Below are 17,810 nucleotides of genomic sequence, written 5' to 3'. Positions count from 1 at the left end.
ATGGTATTTTTAATACGCATCAGCGTACTATTAGGGCTACTTAACCTCGGTATTTATGCGTACTATTTCGTCTATCACTGTTTTATGTATTTTTATTTGGTGGCTCAGTGGCTGCAAATCTGCGTCAGAAGGAGCGTTCGATCAGGCAAGTAACATTGCTATTTCGTGGGAATTGACCAGCAATTTTGCAGGGCCTAATGATGTTTTTGAAGCAAAATTTTACCTCAAAAACAATGGCTCACTTACCCTTGGCGATAGCGCTTGGGCACTGTTTTTTAACATGGCTCCTCGCCCGCTTACGCCCACGCCTACCCCCCAGCTCGCGACACTGGAGCACATCAACGGCGACTGGTACAAGCTTTCTCCTAACAAAGGATTTCGTCTTGCGCCTGGCGATTCGGTTGCCATTAGCTACCGTGGTACCGAGAGCGTTATCAAAGAAACTGATGCGCCACTGGGATTATATTTTGTCTTTTATGATGCCAAAGGCGAAGAATCACAAATTGTTCCCATAGAAAAATGTGCGATTGTGCCGTTTACGCGCAAAGAACAACTTTTGCGCGGCCCCAACGACCAAGACCCCATCATTACGGCTAGCTCACGCTACAACGAAAATCTTCAAGTAAGCCCCGTGGCCGCTAATCAATTACAACGCATTATCCCCTCTCCCATCAGTGTGGTGACGGGGCAAGGTTCTTTTTCATTGACCTCATCCACCCCAATTCACTACGCCGCAGGACTTGAAAACGAAGCCAATTTGTTGGCTCAACGCCTCAAAGAGCTAACAGGTAGCGAGTTTAAAACCAAAAACGCGCCGCCCGCACCCAATACCATTTCGTTGAGTACCGCCGCGTTGAGTGTTAAAGGAATTAGCAAAGAAGCTTACAAACTAGGCGTGAGTCCGCAAGGGGTTTCCATCGTTGGCAGCGACGCAGCGGGCGTGTTTTACGGCACACAGAGCCTTGTTGCGCTCATTCCAACGGCGGCTTTAGCCCAAAAATCAGGCACCATTTCGTTGGAAGCTCTGCAAATCGAAGACGCTCCTCGCTTTTCGTTCCGCAGTATGCACCTTGATGTCGGCCGTAATTTCCAAACCAAAGAGACCATTCTTCGTCAGTTGGATGTGTTGGCATTTTACAAACTCAACCATTTTTTGTTTTACGTAACGGAAGACGAAGGCTGGCGCGTTGAAATCGACGGTTTGCCTGAACTTACGCAAGTAGGCGGTCAGCGTCAGCATGTTAAGTCGTACAAAGATGCCGCCTTACACCCAGGCTACGGCTCTGGCCCCCAAGCCTATGGCAAAGGAAGCCACGGAAGTGGGTTTTATACCAAAGCTGATTTTATTGAAATTTTAAAATACGCCCACGCTCGCCACATCAAAATCATCCCTGAAGTCAACCTACCTGGCCACGCGCGGGCGGCCATCAAAGCGATGGAAGCGCGTTATCAACGTTTGATGAAAGAAGGCAAAGAAAAAGAAGCCAACGAATACCGCTTGGTGGATCCCAAGGACGAATCCGTTTATTTGTCGGCGCAAAGCTACAAAGACAACGTGACAGATGTGACGCAAGAGTCCACCTACCGCTTTTACGAAAAAGTGACCGACGAAATCATCAAAATGTACAAAGAAGCGGGGCTTTCGTTGGATATTTTCCACATTGGGGGCGACGAAGTTGCAGGAGGTGCGTGGACCAAGTCACCTTGGGCACAAGACCTGCTCAAAAAAGACCCGAGCATCGGCGAATTTCATAACCTCCACGCTTATTTCATTCGCCGTTTGTTGCCTCGTTTACAAAAACGCGGCCTCCAAGTACACGGTTGGGAGGAAGTAGGATTAACAAAAACCAAAGACGGTGCGCTCAAGATCAATCCTGAGTTTGCGGGCAAAAACGTGGTCCCTTACGTGTGGAACAACCTCTACGACCCCGATTTAGGTTATCGTTTGGCCAATGCAGGCTACCCCGTAGTGTTGTGCAACGTCACCAATTTTTATTTTGATTTGGCCTACAACAATGAGTCGCAAGAGCCGGGTCTTTACTGGGCTGGCTTTGTCGATACCCGCGACAACTACACGTTTGCCCCGTACGACATGTTTAAAACTACTTATACCAATAATTTCGGCAAGCCTTTGGTATTCAACAACGTAGAGCGTTTACGGCCCGATGCCCGCAAAAATATCGTTGGCGTAGAATGCCAGTTGTGGAGCGAGACCATCAAAGGCCGTGACATGCTCGAATACTATACCTTACCCAAACTGATGGGCTTTGCAGAAAGTGCATGGAGCGCCGAGCGCCCTTGGGAAACCATTGCCGACCGCACCGCGCGCGAAAAAGCGATTCAGGCAAGCTGGAATATTTTTGTAAATACCCTCGCCCAAAAAGACCTACCTCGCCTTAGCTACCTCAACGGTGGCTACAACTACCGCATTCCGCTGCCAGGGGCAGTAGTCGAAAACGGAACATTGAAGGCCAATATCGCTTATCCTGGGCTTCGGGTACGCTACACCACCGACGGCAGCGAGCCCACCGATAAGTCACCCGAATACACCGCCCCTGTCCAAGTAACAGGAAAAATCAAGCTCAAAGCATTTGACGCCGCAGGCAAAGCAAGCCGCACCGTCGAAGTAAAGTAGCCCATTCGTAAGTCGTAATTCATCATTCGTAATTCATAATTACCCACCACGCGTTCGCTCAAGTACATACGCAACGTTAACACTTAAAAAGTAGCACCAATGAAAATAGGAGTAGATTTAGGAGGGACCAAAGTAAAAGCGGGAATAGAGTTTAACGGGGAAATTATCCACCAAAACACAGTTTTCCTCCAAGAGAAGGAGTCCATGTCGGCTACTTTAGAGCAGTTGTTTGACCTGATACGTCCTCTCACCCAACATCCCATTGGAAGCATTGGGATTGGTGTCCCCTCAGTCGTCGATGTCGAAAAAGGCATCGTTTATAACGTAGCCAATATCCCTTCGTGGGAAAAAGTAGCGTTACGTGATATTTTGGAAGAAGAATTTAACATACCCGTCTATGTCAACAACGATGCCAACTGTTTTAGCCTCGGCGAGCATCGTTATGGCGTTGCCCAACACTACAACTCTGTCGTTGGAATGACCATTGGAACTGGCTTAGGGTCAGGCATTATCATCGACAATCAGTTATACAACGGGAGCAACTGCGGCGCGGGCGAAATCGGTCTTTTGCCTTACCGCGAGCACAACCTCGAATACTACGCAGGGAGCAACTTCTTTGAAGCCATTCACGGCACTACGGCCCTGCTTGTGAGCAACGCCGCACTCGACGGCGACAAAAAAGCCCTTCGTTTATGGCAAGAATTTGGTGTACATTTGGGTTTTGCCATCAAAGCGGCCATGTACACCTACGACCCCGAAGCCATTGTATTGGGTGGTTCTATTGCCAAAGCTTACTCGTTTTTTGAAGGAGGAATGCGCGAAGCGCTTGAGGATTTCGCCTATCCCGAAACCCTCAAAAGAATCAAAATCCTTCAGTCTCAAAACGACGACATCGCTCTCTTAGGTGCTGCGGCGTTGGTATTGCAAGATGCCAAAGTACCTGTGAGCAGCTTGAGGTAAGAGGGAGTGTCGAGTAAAATGTGCAGCGGGTTGCTCACAACCCGACCAAATCCAAAACCCAAAACCACATGAAAAGAAACACCTTTATTGTTATTCTCATTTTCGTTATCTTCTTCGTTATATCGTTTTTGAGTAATATTCTTGGCCCCATTATCCCCGACATTGTCGATAGCTTCAACCTCAGCATTGGCTTGGCGGGTTTTTTACCATTTGCCTTTTTTGTGGCCTACGGGGTGGCCTCCATTCCTTCGGGGATATTGGTCGAAAAATACCGTGAGAAAAAGGTGCTTTTCTGGGCTTTTTTGTTGGCATTTGGTGGGGCGTTGTTATTCGCGCTAGTTCCTACGTTTACCGTATCGCTCCTATCACTTTTTATCATCGGCATCGGCATGGCCATGCTTCAAGTGGTAATTAACCCTTTACTTCGCGTGGCAGGAGGTGAAGCAAATTTTGCCTTCAACTCCGTGATGGCGCAGTTATTTTTTGGCGGTGCTTCTTTTTTGAGTCCCATGCTTTACAGCTACTTAGTACTGAATGTTCATTCGGGACAAGAAGTGAATGCTTTTATTTCTACGCTCAACGGCATCGTACCTGCTGAGTTGAAATGGGTTTCGTTGTATTGGGTGTTTGCGGTGGTAGCGCTTTTGATGGTCTTCATCGTAAAAATGGTACATTTTCCCGAAGTAGAACTCAAAGAAGACGAGAAGATTGATACCCAAAACGCCTTCAACGACTTACTCAAAAACCGCTACGTTTACCTGTTTTTTCTAGGGATTTTTGCGTACGTCGGTACGGAACAGGGCATTGCTAACTGGACGTCAAAATTTCTGCAAACCTACCACAACGTTGACCCAGCGACGGAAGGAGCTTCGGTGATTTCGTATTTTTGGGGCTTGCTCACCATTGGCTGTATTTTAGGGCTTGTTTTGTTGAAACTCTTCGATAGCCGTCGGGTACTGCTGCTTTTCACCGTTGGAGCCATTGTTTCGGTGTTAGTAGGCTTGTTTGGGCCGCTCGAAATGGCCCTGTATGCCTTTCCAATGAGCGGTTTTTTTGCTTCGGTGATGTGGTCGATTATCGTCTCGTTGGCCCTCAATTCCGTTCCTTATCACCACGGGACGTTTTCGGGGATTTTGTGTTCGGGCATCGCGGGCGGCGCGGTGGTGCCACTCATCATTGGGGGCTTGGCCGAATTAGTAGGCTTACGTTTGGCGATGTTGTTTTTGATGATTACTTTGGGATATATTTTGAGCATTGGTTTTTGGGCAAAACCCCTTGTGACCAACGCGACCATTAAAAGTTGGAAAGAACTTTTTTCCTAGATGTACAAAATTATCCTTCTCATCGACTTTGCCGAAGAATACAGCAAAGGCTTACTTCAAGGAATTTCGAAGTACTCGAAAGAGCATGGCCCGTGGATTTTTTGTCGAATGCCCCTGTTTCAGCGCGAAACGATTGGTATCGACGGGATTTTGGAATGGGCGCTCGAATGGGAAGCCGACGGCATCATTGGACAGTTGTACAACGACCCCAAGATTTCTAAAATCGTGGAAGCAGGAATTCCCGTCATTGCCCAAGACTTTAAAGAGCGTTTCAAAGAAATTCCCAACATCACAGGCGATCACTACGAAGCAGGACACCTAGGCGCCGAGTATTTTCTCCGAAAAGGCTTCAAACACTTTGCTTTTTACGGTTTCAAAGACATCGTTTGGTCGCGCGAGCGGGCCGAAGGTTTTGAGGCACGCATACGGAAAGCGGGCTACCCTGTGCATTATTTTGAGCACGCCATGTCGCGGTCGAGTGAACTGTGGTACTACAAACCTAGCCCCCTGAGCCAATGGCTCAATTCGCTCCCCAAACCGCTTGCCCTCATGGCTTGCGACGACAACCAAGGGCAGCACATTACGGAAGCCTGTCGTTTGGCCAATATCCGTATCCCCGAAGAAGTGGCCGTGTTGGGCGTCGATAACGACGAAATGATTTGTGAGTTTTCGGACCCACCGCTTTCGAGCATTGCCCAAGACACCGAAAAAGGTGGCTACGATGCGGCCAAGTTGTTGCACCACATGATTGAGCACGGAACGTCGGATTTTTACGACATTTACGTAAAACCAACGCAGGTAATCACGCGCCAGTCCACTGACATTTATGCTACCAACGACAAGTACATTGCTTCGTCTTTGAAATTTATTCACCAAAATATTGACAAAAACCTGCAAGTCGATGACGTAGTCAAACAAGTACCGTTGTCGCGGCGGGCGTTGGAGCAACGTTTTCAGGACATTACGGGCTACCCGATTTACAAGTACATTTTTAATTTACGTATCGAGAAATTTACCCAAAAATTGCTCGAAACTGACATGACGGTTTTTGAAATCGCGCTTGACATGGGCCTCACCGACAGTAAAAACATTGCGCGGCAATTTCGGCAAATCAAAGGCTGTACCCCCATCGAATATCGCAATAAGTATTTAGCAGGAAAATAGGGAATTTTGCCGTCATTCTTAGTTTTAGAGAATAATGAAATAGTTGAACTTTAAAAAGAAAAAAGGCATAAAGCGACATTAAAAATAGTGGGAGAATTAAGAAATCAAGGTATTTTTGCCCAAAATTATCTAACCCAAAAATATGAAATTTCTTACACTACTGACCCTACTAACATTCCTGATAAGTAACGCATTACATGCGCAATCTACCCCACCCAAAGACAGCACTGGCCACAAAGCTCAAGCTGACAAACTCTTTTTAGCAGGCAAGTATCAACAAGCCAAAGAACTGTACGAAAAGGCAAAACAAGTAACTGGCAATGAAAATGATGACTACCTCATCATGCAACTCGAAAACTGCGACAAGTGCTTAGGTTTTTGGCATTCGATTCAGGAGTTATCTAAAGATGCGGACGCCGCCAAAGTAACCATGACTGTGTATGAAAAAATATTAGACATTAATCCCAAAGACAGCACCGTACAAGCCACGCTGATGACCAACTATTGGACCCTTGCCAAACAACGCTACCAACAACTCGACTTCCAACGAGCAGGAGAACTCTTTCGTAAAGTGAGCGGCTACCCCCAATCGCCTTACACTGCCGAAGCGAGGGTATTGGCCGATAGCAGCGACATCTACGCCAAAAGTCTCACCGAAGGTTTTATCGCCCCCGACGTGGAAGTTCCTGCCGCCTACGCTTCTGGGTTAAAAGGCATAAGCAATGTCATTGCCAACAACATGAAATATCCAGAAAAGGCCGCCAAAGAGAAAATCAGCGGCAAGGTATGGCTAGGCTTTATCATCAATGAAAAAGGGAAAGTCATTCCCGAATCGGTACGGGTCATCAAGGGCATCGGTGGCGGTTGCGACGAAGAAGCAATACGTCTCATCAAATTAATGAACAACTGGAGTCCCGCCGTTAAATGGGGCAAACCCGTTCGTTTCCAAAACACGTTTGGCATCACATTTTCACTGGGGAAAGAGTAAATTTCCCCTCCCTTCCATTTCTATTTTCCCACTATGAAAAAACTCCTTTTCCTCGCCCTTTCTTGCTGTTATTTTAATCAAAGTTTCGCCCAATTTCCCTCCGAAATCGTGGACTTCAAAGCCTACCCTCAAAATCCCGTTTTTGAAGGAACAGGCCAAAAAACGTGGGACGAAAAAATTCGCGAACGGGGATATATCCTGCGCGAAGGAAATACCTACCACCTTTGGTACACGGGCTACAAAAACGAACCCAAATCCACCAAATTTCTCGGTTACGCCTCGTCCACGGACGGAATTCACTGGAAGCGCCATCCTCAAAACCCTATTTATAGGCTGGATTGGGTGGAAGATATGTCGGTGGTGAAAGTGAATGGCGTTTATTACATGTTTGCCGAAGGCCGCGACGACGTCGCTCATTTACTTACTTCTACCGACCGTATTCACTGGAAAGAAAAAGGCAATTTGGACATTCGCCAAACCAACGGAACACCCATCAGCAAAGGGGCTTACGGGACGCCTGCGATTTGGTACGAAAACAAAACGTGGTACCTCTTTTACGAGCGGGCCGACTTGGGAATTTGGCTCGCGACCTCCCGCGATTTGAAAATTTGGAAGAACGTTCAAGATGAACCTGTCATTGCTTTAGGCCCTGATGGCTACGACAAATTTGCGGTAGCGATGAACCAAGTCATCAAGTACCAAGGGAAATACTACGGTTATTACCACGCCTCGGCTTTTAAAGATTGGCGCGAATGGAGCACCAATGTGGCCGTTTCTAATGACCTCATTCACTGGACAAAATACGACCGAAACCCTATTCTCGGAAGCGACAAATCGAGCGGGATGCTGGTAAACGATGGCAAACAATTCCGCCTATATACCATGCACCCATCGGTACAATTACACACCCCAAGTCCGTGGGAATGGCTGTTTAACGGCACATCAACCCAAAGCTGGACTTCGGCCAAAAGTGACCAGTTCCCTAAAGAAGGCTGGGCCATCGAAAACAATGAATTGGTGGTCAACAAAGGCCGAGGGGAAAGCAAGGCTGTAGTGCGGGGAGGAGATATTATTACCAAAAAGACCTACTCGCAGTTTGATTTAGAATTTGAATTTAAGCTCGCTCCTGGTGCCAATACAGGTCTTAAATATTTTGTCAAAAAATACCCCAACGGTTCTCTGTTAGGGCCAGAGTATCAACTGATTGACGATTTGGGCAACAAAGACATTGCCAACGATACCAACGACAAGCGACGTACGGCGAGTTTGTATGAATTGATAGAACCCAATTCACGCCAGCAAAAGCCCATCGGAGAATGGAATCGTGGACGGATTCGGGTAGAGGGCAAACGCGTGACGCACTGGCTCAACGGCGTAAAAGTGGTCGAATATACCATTGGCAGCCCTGAGTTTAAGCAGGCGAAGGCGGCGAGTAAGTTTAAGGAGGTGGAGGATTTTGGAATGCCTGGGGGGCATATTCTCCTTCAAGACCACGGCGACGAGGCCACTTTCCGAGCTATTCGGATTCGGGAGTTGTAGTTTTTTGCAGCTAATTTTTGGGACCATATAAGACATATAAGGGCCTATAAGTTTTTCTTATAATCCCTTATATGTCTTATATGGTTGCAACTACTGCTTCAGCAACCAAACATCCGAGATTTTGGATTGCTTTCGCCAGTTTAGGTGTGACTCTTCGGGTTCATCAAACGTAACGTGCAATTTTCCGTCTTGGGTCAACGTCAAGGGCACAATCCATTCTTTAACGCCATTAGGTTCGCGACTATAGGTAATCGGCTCCAAACGTCGCCCATCCACGCGCAACAGCGCTTCTCCTGACCCAACTACCCGAACAATATACCGCGCGTCCATTTGGAGGTTATCGTATTCTAATTCAGGGCATTTCTGAAACAATTGCGCCGACAAACGAGTCCGACTGAAACCGTCTTCCCACCATGCCACGTCGGTAGCATCTTCGGAAATCGTCTTCACCCGCGGCCCTTTCGCTACGCTCGACACGTCGTCGTAAAAACTTCCTATCCCTGGATTTTCCCACGTGGCTATTTCTTTCAAACGTACTTTTTTGGCTTCCTCCGAGGGTAAAGTGGACACTTTTTTAAACTCATCGGCCAACCACCAACGGTTATTGAGCGGATAATCCACAAAATCCAATACACAACCACGCTCATAGCCTTTGGCATTGTGTTTTTTGACGCTTGTTTGCAACCCAATCGATGTGAATAAATCGGCACACAATTGTTCTATTTTTTGACGTAACTCAGGCGCACAATTTTGTTGGTCGGCCCGATTGACCAGCGTCAACGCCTCGTTCATGGCTTTTTCAGTGCCTAGCTCTGAAGCCTGAGAAAGCACTCCATTTGCCTGTTTTTCAAGCGATTGCTCATACACCAATCGGCGGCGGGTGTAGGTATCGTAGTTGGCGCGTAGCAAAAGCATCTGCCAACGCCAATTGTTTTTCAAAGCAGGGTTAGCCGTTTCCAGCCCTTTCCAAAAAGCAAACGTAGCCTCTACCCCACCGTTTTGAACCAGCGAGCCTTTCCAGTTATTTTCGAGGGCGGCAATGCCATCGGCGGCGCTTTCAGTGGCGGTTTTTCCAAAAAAGAAGCGCGTATAATCGGTCATAATCTCACGTACATCCATCGTAGGATTCCATCCTCTCATGCTCCACACTACCTTGTTGACGTCGTCGTGGCAACCGTCCGAATACGACACAAAGCCATCGGTAAAAGGAGCATACGTTTGGTGGATTTCAGAGAATGCGTAAGGTCGCGGATTGGACGCTTCGCGGCCGAGGGTCAGCGCGTAGGCTTGGTCCCAACCGCGCACAGGAAACTCGCAACGAACATTGTGCGTGATGTCGGGGTACTGGCGGTGTTGGTATTTTTTTGGCAAACGAAAACGCGTTTCGGCCATTGGCGGACTTCCTGGCCCCGAAACTACGCCTTGCAGCCAATCGGGGCTATTTTCGGCCAAATAGCGGTAAAAATAATCAGTTTGCTCCACGCTAAAGCCTTGCAACGAAACCCACACTTTCGCTTTGGGGTGGTACTTCGTCAGTAGCTGGTGTAAGTCTTTCAAAAAAGGCAACACCAATTTGGGGTGATTGTCACCAGGGTCGCCGCCTGGTACAAAAATGTGGTCGAGGCGGGGGCATTTTTTGTAAAACTCTTCGTGCAATCGCAATTCGGCCGCACGCTTGTCGGCATCGGTCAGCTCAAACGTCACGGGCGTCCATACCCAGTAATCGAGGTCGTATTGTTGGCAAAGTTCCCCCATTTTCACCCGCATTTCGGAGGCAGGAATTTTAAAATGCGGATTGGGTTTTTCATCCTCGTGAAACGGAATCCCTTCAACGGCATTGGTACCAAAAATCGCTAATTCTCTGAAGTATTGATCAAACTGCCCAACCGTCCACGCATCGTACGAATTGGCGGTATGGCGGTAGCCCAGCTGATGTCCGCGAATCGGGTACGCGGGCGACGTCGCGACGTCGGTCGTAGGTGCGAGCAACGCATTCCCCGCCGACATCTCCAAATGGCGCAGCACCCAGCCCGTCCCAAACAACACCCCACGGGCATCGGCACCGATAATCCAGAGCGTTTGCCCATCGACCACCACCCGAAAACCTTCCGCCCGAGTCTCGGCCGCATCGCCCGCTTTTCGAGCAGGCAACGCTTTCCCGAACAGTTCTCGGTCGCTCGACAGCGCCATTGCCACCGTCACGCCCGTTTTGGGCCAAGCCGTGGCGGGCTTGAGTAGCAACTGCGTCCGTTTGTTGATTTCTTCCGTAAAAACTTTAGGAGCCGTTTCGCGCATAGGTACTGGCACCGACGGCGATACCAAAATGGTAGCATTTTTGAGGGATAACGATTGGGCATAGGTCGTCAGCATACCACCTAACACCGCTATCAAAAGCAAAAAAGTACGTTGTTTAAACATGAGTTGAGAAATGGTTGGTGGATGGTTATGCCTCGCGTTTTACTTTCAGAATCGCTTCGGCAAACGACTCCATGTCTTCCTTCGTTCCTAACATTCCGTGTTGTAAAATCCACACTCCTTCGTCGCTGCAGGCGTACTCGGCAACGGGGCAATGTACTTGGCTGTAATCCACGTAGTCGGGGATGGCATAACACATAAAGTTTTTGTTTTGGAACAACGGTTGCTTGTACAACGGATGGGGGTATCCTCTAAAACAAGGGACGCCCTCGGCCGCCAAACGCTCTACAAACTCCACTTTCGACAACCCATTAAAATGCGTTTTGTCGTACTTGATAATGTACAAATGGTAACAGTGACGGGTTTCGCCAAAACCGCGTTTCAGAGGAGTAATGCCTTCAATATTTTCCAGTAATTGATTCAAATAAAGGCCGTTGGCATCACGCACGAGGGTTTGTTGCTCCAACCGCTTCAATTGCGCCGACAACAGCACGGCCTGCATTTGGGTAATACGGTAGTTGCAACCTGGGTTGTAGTGGTCGTACCACTGCCCGCCCTCAATACGCCCCACGTTACGCAAGGAGTGCATCATGGCGTACAGTTCGTCGTCGTCGGTGACAACGATGCCGCCCTCGCCCGCCGTCAGGTTTTTAGAAGACTGAAAACTGAAGCTCCCTACGTCTCCAATCGCCCCCAGTTTTTTGCCTTTGTACTCGGCACCGTGGGCGTGCGCGGCGTCTTCGATAACGCGCAGGTTGTGGCGTTTTGCAATGTCCATAATCGCGTCCATGTCGCAAGCCTGCCCGCCAAAATGCACGGGAATAATCACTTTGGTACGGGGCGTAATGGCGGCTTCGATGGCCGCGGGGCTGATGTTGTACGTCTCAGGGTCAATATCAACAAAAACAGGCACACAATTGGCCTCAATCACCGTTGATGCCGTTGCAATAAACGTATAAGGAGGAACGATAACCTCATCGCCAGGCTTGACGCCGCAGGCAATCAGGGCCAATCGCAGCGACACCGAGCCATTGACGCAGCTAATGGCGTACTTACTACCGCAATAAGCCGCAAATTCTTTCTCAAACGCCTCGACCAAATCACCACAATCAGGGTTGCCCCATTTGCCACTACGAACCACTTCGGCGACGGCTTCTACTTCGGTTTCGTCAAAAATAGGCCACGCAAAACTCTTTTTGACGGTCTTTTCTGTTATTTCCACGGGTGGGAGGTTTTTAATGTTTATCAGATAATTACAATACTGACTAGCTAGTTTTTTAGACTACTCAAATAGCCTTTTTCAAGGGCAAAAAGGTATATCTAAAAACGATACTAAACCCTGATAAACACCTTTCTTATCCAATGAAAAACAAACAACTTTACTTCCCCATGCTCCTCGTGGCGATGTCGCTCGGAACCGCTTGGGCCATTCGCGGCCAATTCGGACACGAGTACGGTGCGGCTTGGGCGGGGGCAGTGGGCACCCTCAGCATTCTATTTGTCGCGCGCCGCACCGACTGGTACGCCAAGCTCTTTGCCGCTACCCTCGCGGGAGCCATCGGCTGGGGGTTGGGCGGAATCGCCAGCTACGGAATTTTGGTCGGCTACGGGCGCGGCGATGATTTTATCAACGTCTATTACGGGCTGCTCATGCTCTTTGTGATTGGAGGTTTGTACGGCTACATAGGAGGAGCATTGTTTGGGTTGGCGCTGGCCGACAGTCCCCAAAAACCCGTCAAATGGCACGAAGTCACCGTTGAGATGGTTGTAGGTGCGGCCGTTGCGTATTTTTTCCTGATTGAAGAATTTGAATGGTACATGACCCCTCCCCGCTCCGAAATGTGGGCGGCGGTGTTTGGTGCGGCCGCCGCGCTGACGTGGTACCTCGTCCGCAATAACCACACCTCTGCCCTGCGCGTAGCGGCCTTTTCGGGACTTGGGGGCGGCTTTGGGTTTGCGTTTGGTAATTTCCTGCAAGTATTGGGCGGACTGACGGGCATCAAGTTCAATTTCTGGAACGTGATGGAATATTCGTTGGGCTTTTTTGGTGGATTGGGCATGGCCTACGGCACGTTTACCTCGGAATGGGAACGCACTGCCGAAACCCAACCCAAGGCCAAAACTTGGTTTCCGCTGCTAATGTCCATGCTCTTTATTCCTTACGTAGTGTGGGAACAATCGTTTTCGGTCGAGCGCCTGCAAGGTATCTTTAGCAAACTCGATTTTGCCCCCGAAAGCGACATTTACCGTACGGTGCAGTTGGTGGCGTTGGCTTTTGTTTTGTTGATGTCGGCGCTGTGGTGGGTACGTTACTACCTCACCAAAACCAATCCGCTCTCCTACTCCGCCTCCGAAGTATATGCCTTGTTTTTGGGACATTGGGGACTGTATGTAGTGTATAGCTTACTGGTAACGGGGGCATTTTTGAGCAGCTACCGCATTGAACAATACCTCTATGTTGTCAATTGGGTGATTGTGGCGGTACTTATCCGCAACGCCGAGGTCAATTTTACGCCTCGTGCCATCGACCTATCAAAGTGGGGCAAAAACTTTGTACTTGTCATCGCGAGCATTGCCCTCTTGACGCTGATTTTAATTAACTCACACGGCGAACTCAAAAACAGCCACAAGCGTTTTGGCGCTCCCCCACCCGTGGAAGAGAAGAAATAAAAGCAAAAAAGCGCTGGTTGCCCAGCGCTTTTTTTGTGTAGTTTCGTGGGTAGTGCGAGGGTTTCGCTCGTTTTTGCTATTACTAGTTACCCTCAAACAAAGGCTAGCAAAATAATTCAACTATTTTAAAAAGATGATGTGGAAACATAAAAATACATTCGCTATCGGTGGTCTTGAAAATGTGGGGTACGCACCTAACCAAGATTTTTTAATCGTCGTATCCAGCCAAGGGCAAGCAATCTTCAATTGCAAAACGGGGGAAAAAATTGCAAGGAAATATGATGACTTACACTGGTGGGCTCAATTTGACCAAGTCAATCACACAGTAACTGGATTTGATTTTTTATCCAATATAAAAATCAAACTACATGGCCTTCACGGAAATGATAATTTGCCTAAAACTTCCCAAGATAACTGGAGCTTGGTGGTATCTGAACTTGAACCCGACGATAAACCCTTTGAAAAATACTCAATCAAACGATTTTATTTGATTTCACCCAATAAACAAGAGATAAAAGTGATTGGTAAGGATGGAGCTTGCGAGTTAAGAGCATTAGGATTCTCAGATACAGGTGATACTTTTATCGTTGCTCTAAGTTGTGAGTTAATGATTTATAGCAGGGTCTAATCTTTAGATATCCCAATCCTAGTTTTAAAGGTTATTGGTGTACTCCTGTGATAGCGGCCTGTGCCTTCGCCTATGATAGAGGCATAAAACTCAAAAATCTACAAAGTGATTATCTCTGCGATTGGATGATTGAAGGGCGATTTGAGAATTTTGAGTTGTTGGTCAAAGGGAATGAACAAATAAATTAAGCACGTATGAAATGGATTATTGTCACATTGCTAACGGCATTCCTCTCGGGTTGCTTTGTTTTTGGCTACACCCGTCAAATGAAAATCACTCTTACCAATGAAAGTGGATTGGAAATTGAAAAGGTTGTTATCAAGTTTTTCAATTATGAATTCCCTGCTTATCGTGGCGATTCGATTGTTGTAAAAAATTTTCAAAATCAAAAAGTTATGGATGTCTTGTATAATTTGGAACACGTAGAAGGGTTTTCTGATTTGAGTTGTAAAGTGGTTGTAAAATTTAAAGAAACACAGATTCCAGTACTTGAACGCTCTCTCTTTACGGTTGACTTACGGCGAATCAATGCGAAAACTCCCATTATGGTAACTATAAAAAGTGACACACTCCTTAGAAATTATTGATTATGTTAGGAGCAAATAAGCAGATTTCAAGTGGCTGCCGCGTTACACTTTTTTGGTTTCTAGTATTTATTAGAAGCAATTCAGCCTATGGACAGAAGGAAAATTATTTCATAGATTACGGCTCTACTCAGACATATGGGGTGGTCAGAAATTCACGTCATTACAACGATAAAAACACTCATTTTAGAGGCGGGTTCAGCTTAAGCTTGGGCTGGACAAACAAAATGAAACGTCACGAACATTGGCATTGGTTTTGGAATTTTTCCTATAACCAACGCCGTTTTGAACTCAATCGTTTGCAGCCTTACAGTGGCTCCTCAGCGGTTGTTTTACTACAAAGAGACACAAGAGGGATTGAAATTGCATGGGGGGCAATGCGAAAAACCTCCGTCTCGCCCGTGGTTGCTATTCTAACTACAGGTGGCTTAACCCAAGATGTCGTCGGAAAACAGTATCAGCGCTGGAGGGATGATTTTGGAAATACGATTGAAACTCAGACGTTCGGCGTAGGTAGTGCTACCTTTCGAAATCGGGCTTTTTTACGAGCTGGAGTAGAGTTAAAAGTGATTCCAAGGTATTCTTTAGTCATTGAGTCTAGCCTTTCAGCGGAAATTAAGGCGACTTTTGTTAAAACAATAGATAAAGTGAACCCAGTTTCATTTGGAATACATTTTCGGGTCGTCAAGATGAATAGCAATTGACACAATGTGGGCTATCTCCATCGCAAAACGCCCGCATCATCGAGGTTTCACCTAATCACTTCCCATGAGGATATTAGCTAGATGAGATGCCCTCGCAATGGCTCGTCTCTTGGTGAGAGATGATGATTAAAAGTCATCCTGGCGAGAGCGCAGAGGTCGCAAGGTGACGTTTTATTTTTGTAATGCCCTCAATTTTTGCACAACTTCGAGGCTTACCCCTGTCAAAGAGGCTATTTTGGCATCATCAAAATCTGTTTCAGCGAGCAAAGCTTGTGTAAATGCGAGGCTTTATTTTGGATGTGATTCACGCTTTCTACGAAGATGTAGCTCCTCTGGAGCAATAAATAGGGGCTCTCAATTTCAGTACTTGCCCCTTCGCTGACGCTCGTTAGTAGCAAACATATTTCACAATTAAACGCTGTCCCACATCCTGCAAAATGAGACATTGATTTATGTGAGACGACAAGTTGAGGTCGGTCATGTATCTAATTAAAATTCTAATGCCAAATGGCCTTTAACATGCTTCTTCTCTTTATTTCTTAGCGAAGAATTCGTCATGATAGAATATTCCTGTTGTTTCATTGAAAGCCGAAACCAGTTACGAGCAGAAATAAACTGATTAGAATGAAACTCTAATCGAATAAAAATATCTTCAGAAGGTGCTCTACGACCAGAAAGTAATTGACTGAGCTTCGTTTTATGAATATCAAGTTCAGAAGCTACCTCAATCTTCTTTTTATGTTGAAGCTCAATATATAATTGTAAGAAATAGGCAAAGCCTTTTTTGGGATCAAACGTATCCTGCTTGATATAATCCTCGATATGGATTTTCAATTGAAGCAATTGACCATATAGCTTTTCCTGTTCAGATTGCTCAACTAATCTCTTTTGACGGATAACGGCTAATTGCTGGTCGGCTTGGCGTTTCTGCTCAAGAGTCATTTTAGCCGGTAACATAAAGCCATCTACTATTTCTTCGGGAGCTATTGCGTCAAGGTTCATGGTCGATGTAGGTTTGAATGAGAGTATAAAGTGGTCTTCCTTCTAAATACAGTTGCTGGCCACCATCCAGCATACCATACTTATTTTGATAATGTTTTACCAATCGGGTTTTTGGTTTAAGCGATACACAGGCTAGATAGCCGTATTCTTTTACCGCTAGCCGACATGCCCATCCAATTAAACAACCAGCAATTCGGTCATACTGCTTACCAGGCCCAAAATTATCACTTCGGCTAGCAATCAGGTTAATTTCTATGCGATATTCAAGTGGATAGTATGTTAGTGACATTGCCCCTAACATATCTTTACTGTCTGCTATCCGTAATTTCCACAGTTCAGTTTCCGTAAAGTCTTTCCAAGTAAAATGGAAATCCTTTTTGGTCAGTTTCTTCAAATCGCTAACTGCTATAGGCTCAATAATGGCCTCAACAGGCGTAGGTGGATTAGCACCCCTATTGAGCAAGTACATCCGTATTTTATTTGAGTATAAATTTACAAAAAATGTAAACTATTTAAAAATTTGTAAATAAATCTCTTCTAAAATAGAGCATTTTAAGCGATGTGTGGAGGATATTAACTGTATGAGAGTCTTTGGTTAAAAATGACGGGCGAGATGCCCCTGCCACTAGCTATGACTATCGACGTGTTTTACCCCAAAAATAGTGCGGAATGGCGCGCTTGGTTGGAACAAAATCACCAATCTCAACAGGCCGTTTGGGTTGTTTTTTATAAAAAATCGTCGGCTATTCCCTCCATTACTTGGAGCGAGGCTGTGGACGTCGCACTGTGCTTTGGCTGGATAGACAGCAAAAAAGTAACCGTCGATTCTGAAAAATCGCACCAGTTTTTTTGTCCTCGCAAAGCAAAAAGTACGTGGTCGAAAATTAATAAAGTAAAGGTTGACCAGCTTATTGAGGCGGGACTGATGACGGAAGCGGGTTTTGCAAGTATCGAAGTGGCCAAGCGCAATGGCTCTTGGACTATGCTCGACGATGTGGAAGCCTTAGTCATTCCTCCCGATTTGGAACAAGCACTTGTGGGTCAAGAGGGATTGATGACTCAGTTTTTGGGGCTGAGTAAGTCGGCTAAAAAAGAACTATTGGCCCGATTGCTTTTTGCCAAACGCCCCGAAACACGCCAAAAACGCATTGACGAAATGATGGTGCTGCTCAATCAAAAATCTACCAAAGGATAAAACA

Annotated in this window: 15 protein-coding genes; 11 read left to right on the top strand and 4 right to left on the bottom strand. The window is 46.7% G+C overall.

The genetic code is table 11. The features are described 5' to 3' along the window. Positions 1-55 precede the first annotated feature (55 nt). The 6 genes from FHS57_RS10425 (at position 56) to FHS57_RS10400 (ending at position 8,608) form a co-directional block, all read left to right on the top strand. A complete protein-coding gene (locus tag FHS57_RS10425; RefSeq protein ID WP_183973262.1) occupies positions 56-2,635 on the top strand; it encodes a family 20 glycosylhydrolase in 2,580 nt (859 codons plus the stop codon). Positions 2,636-2,734: 99 nt separating this feature from the next. After that, positions 2,735-3,595, top strand: a complete 861-nt coding sequence (locus tag FHS57_RS10420; protein ID WP_183973260.1) for an ROK family protein — start codon at positions 2,735-2,737, stop codon at positions 3,593-3,595. Between the two features lie 68 nt (positions 3,596-3,663). Then, the gene (locus FHS57_RS10415) at positions 3,664-4,917 is read left to right on the top strand and encodes a sugar MFS transporter (RefSeq protein WP_183973258.1); all 1,254 of its coding nucleotides are present in this window, start codon (positions 3,664-3,666) and stop codon (positions 4,915-4,917) included. Further along, positions 4,918-6,081: an AraC family transcriptional regulator gene (locus FHS57_RS10410; protein ID WP_183973256.1), complete on the top strand. Its 1,164-nt coding sequence runs from the start codon at positions 4,918-4,920 to the stop codon at positions 6,079-6,081. A 142-nt stretch (positions 6,082-6,223) separates the two neighbouring features. Further along, complete coding sequence (locus tag FHS57_RS10405; protein ID WP_183973254.1) at positions 6,224-7,069, top strand: energy transducer TonB; 846 nt, start codon at positions 6,224-6,226, stop codon at positions 7,067-7,069. A gap of 33 nt (positions 7,070-7,102) precedes the next feature. After that, positions 7,103-8,608, top strand: a complete 1,506-nt coding sequence (locus FHS57_RS10400) for a 3-keto-alpha-glucoside-1,2-lyase-like domain-containing protein (RefSeq protein ID WP_183973252.1) — start codon at positions 7,103-7,105, stop codon at positions 8,606-8,608. 90 nt (positions 8,609-8,698) lie between these two features. On the opposite strand, the gene FHS57_RS10395 is transcribed toward FHS57_RS10400, so the two are convergent. Next, positions 8,699-11,026 (bottom strand): beta-N-acetylhexosaminidase family protein, encoded by a 2,328-nt coding sequence (locus FHS57_RS10395; RefSeq protein WP_183973250.1) that lies wholly within the window; start codon positions 11,024-11,026, stop codon positions 8,699-8,701. 25 nt (positions 11,027-11,051) lie between these two features. After that, entirely contained in the window at positions 11,052-12,245 is a 1,194-nt protein-coding gene (locus FHS57_RS10390) for a DegT/DnrJ/EryC1/StrS family aminotransferase (RefSeq protein WP_183973248.1), read from the bottom strand. A gap of 140 nt (positions 12,246-12,385) precedes the next feature. Between FHS57_RS10390 and FHS57_RS10385 the strand changes: the two genes are divergently transcribed. The 4 genes from FHS57_RS10385 (at position 12,386) to FHS57_RS10370 (ending at position 15,609) form a co-directional block, all read left to right on the top strand. Continuing rightward, positions 12,386-13,693, top strand: coding sequence for a hypothetical protein (locus FHS57_RS10385; RefSeq protein ID WP_183973246.1), 1,308 nt, complete (start codon positions 12,386-12,388; stop codon positions 13,691-13,693). A 133-nt stretch (positions 13,694-13,826) separates the two neighbouring features. Further along, entirely contained in the window at positions 13,827-14,321 is a 495-nt protein-coding gene (locus tag FHS57_RS10380; protein ID WP_183973244.1) for a hypothetical protein, read from the top strand. 194 nt (positions 14,322-14,515) lie between these two features. Then, positions 14,516-14,908: a hypothetical protein gene (locus FHS57_RS10375; protein ID WP_183973242.1), complete on the top strand. Its 393-nt coding sequence runs from the start codon at positions 14,516-14,518 to the stop codon at positions 14,906-14,908. 224 nt (positions 14,909-15,132) lie between these two features. Beyond that, positions 15,133-15,609, top strand: coding sequence for a hypothetical protein (locus tag FHS57_RS10370; protein ID WP_221225597.1), 477 nt, complete (start codon positions 15,133-15,135; stop codon positions 15,607-15,609). A gap of 489 nt (positions 15,610-16,098) precedes the next feature. On the opposite strand, the gene FHS57_RS10365 is transcribed toward FHS57_RS10370, so the two are convergent. Both FHS57_RS10365 and FHS57_RS10360 read right to left on the bottom strand, forming a co-directional pair. Then, positions 16,099-16,611, bottom strand: coding sequence for a helix-turn-helix domain-containing protein (locus FHS57_RS10365; protein ID WP_183973238.1), 513 nt, complete (start codon positions 16,609-16,611; stop codon positions 16,099-16,101). Continuing rightward, positions 16,601-17,080 (bottom strand): N-acetyltransferase, encoded by a 480-nt coding sequence (locus tag FHS57_RS10360; protein ID WP_183973236.1) that lies wholly within the window; start codon positions 17,078-17,080, stop codon positions 16,601-16,603. Before FHS57_RS10360 ends, FHS57_RS10365 begins: the two co-directional genes overlap by 11 nt. 144 nt (positions 17,081-17,224) lie before the next feature. Here FHS57_RS10360 and FHS57_RS10355 point away from each other — a divergent pair, with 144 nt between their 5' ends. After that, positions 17,225-17,806, top strand: coding sequence for a YdeI/OmpD-associated family protein (locus FHS57_RS10355; protein WP_229601313.1), 582 nt, complete (start codon positions 17,225-17,227; stop codon positions 17,804-17,806). The last annotated feature ends 4 nt before the right edge of the window (positions 17,807-17,810 follow it).

The organism is Runella defluvii (assembly GCF_014195535.1).
GTDB classification, from domain to species: domain Bacteria; phylum Bacteroidota; class Bacteroidia; order Cytophagales; family Spirosomataceae; genus Runella; species Runella defluvii.
This window is presented reverse-complemented; position numbering and strand designations above follow the sequence as displayed.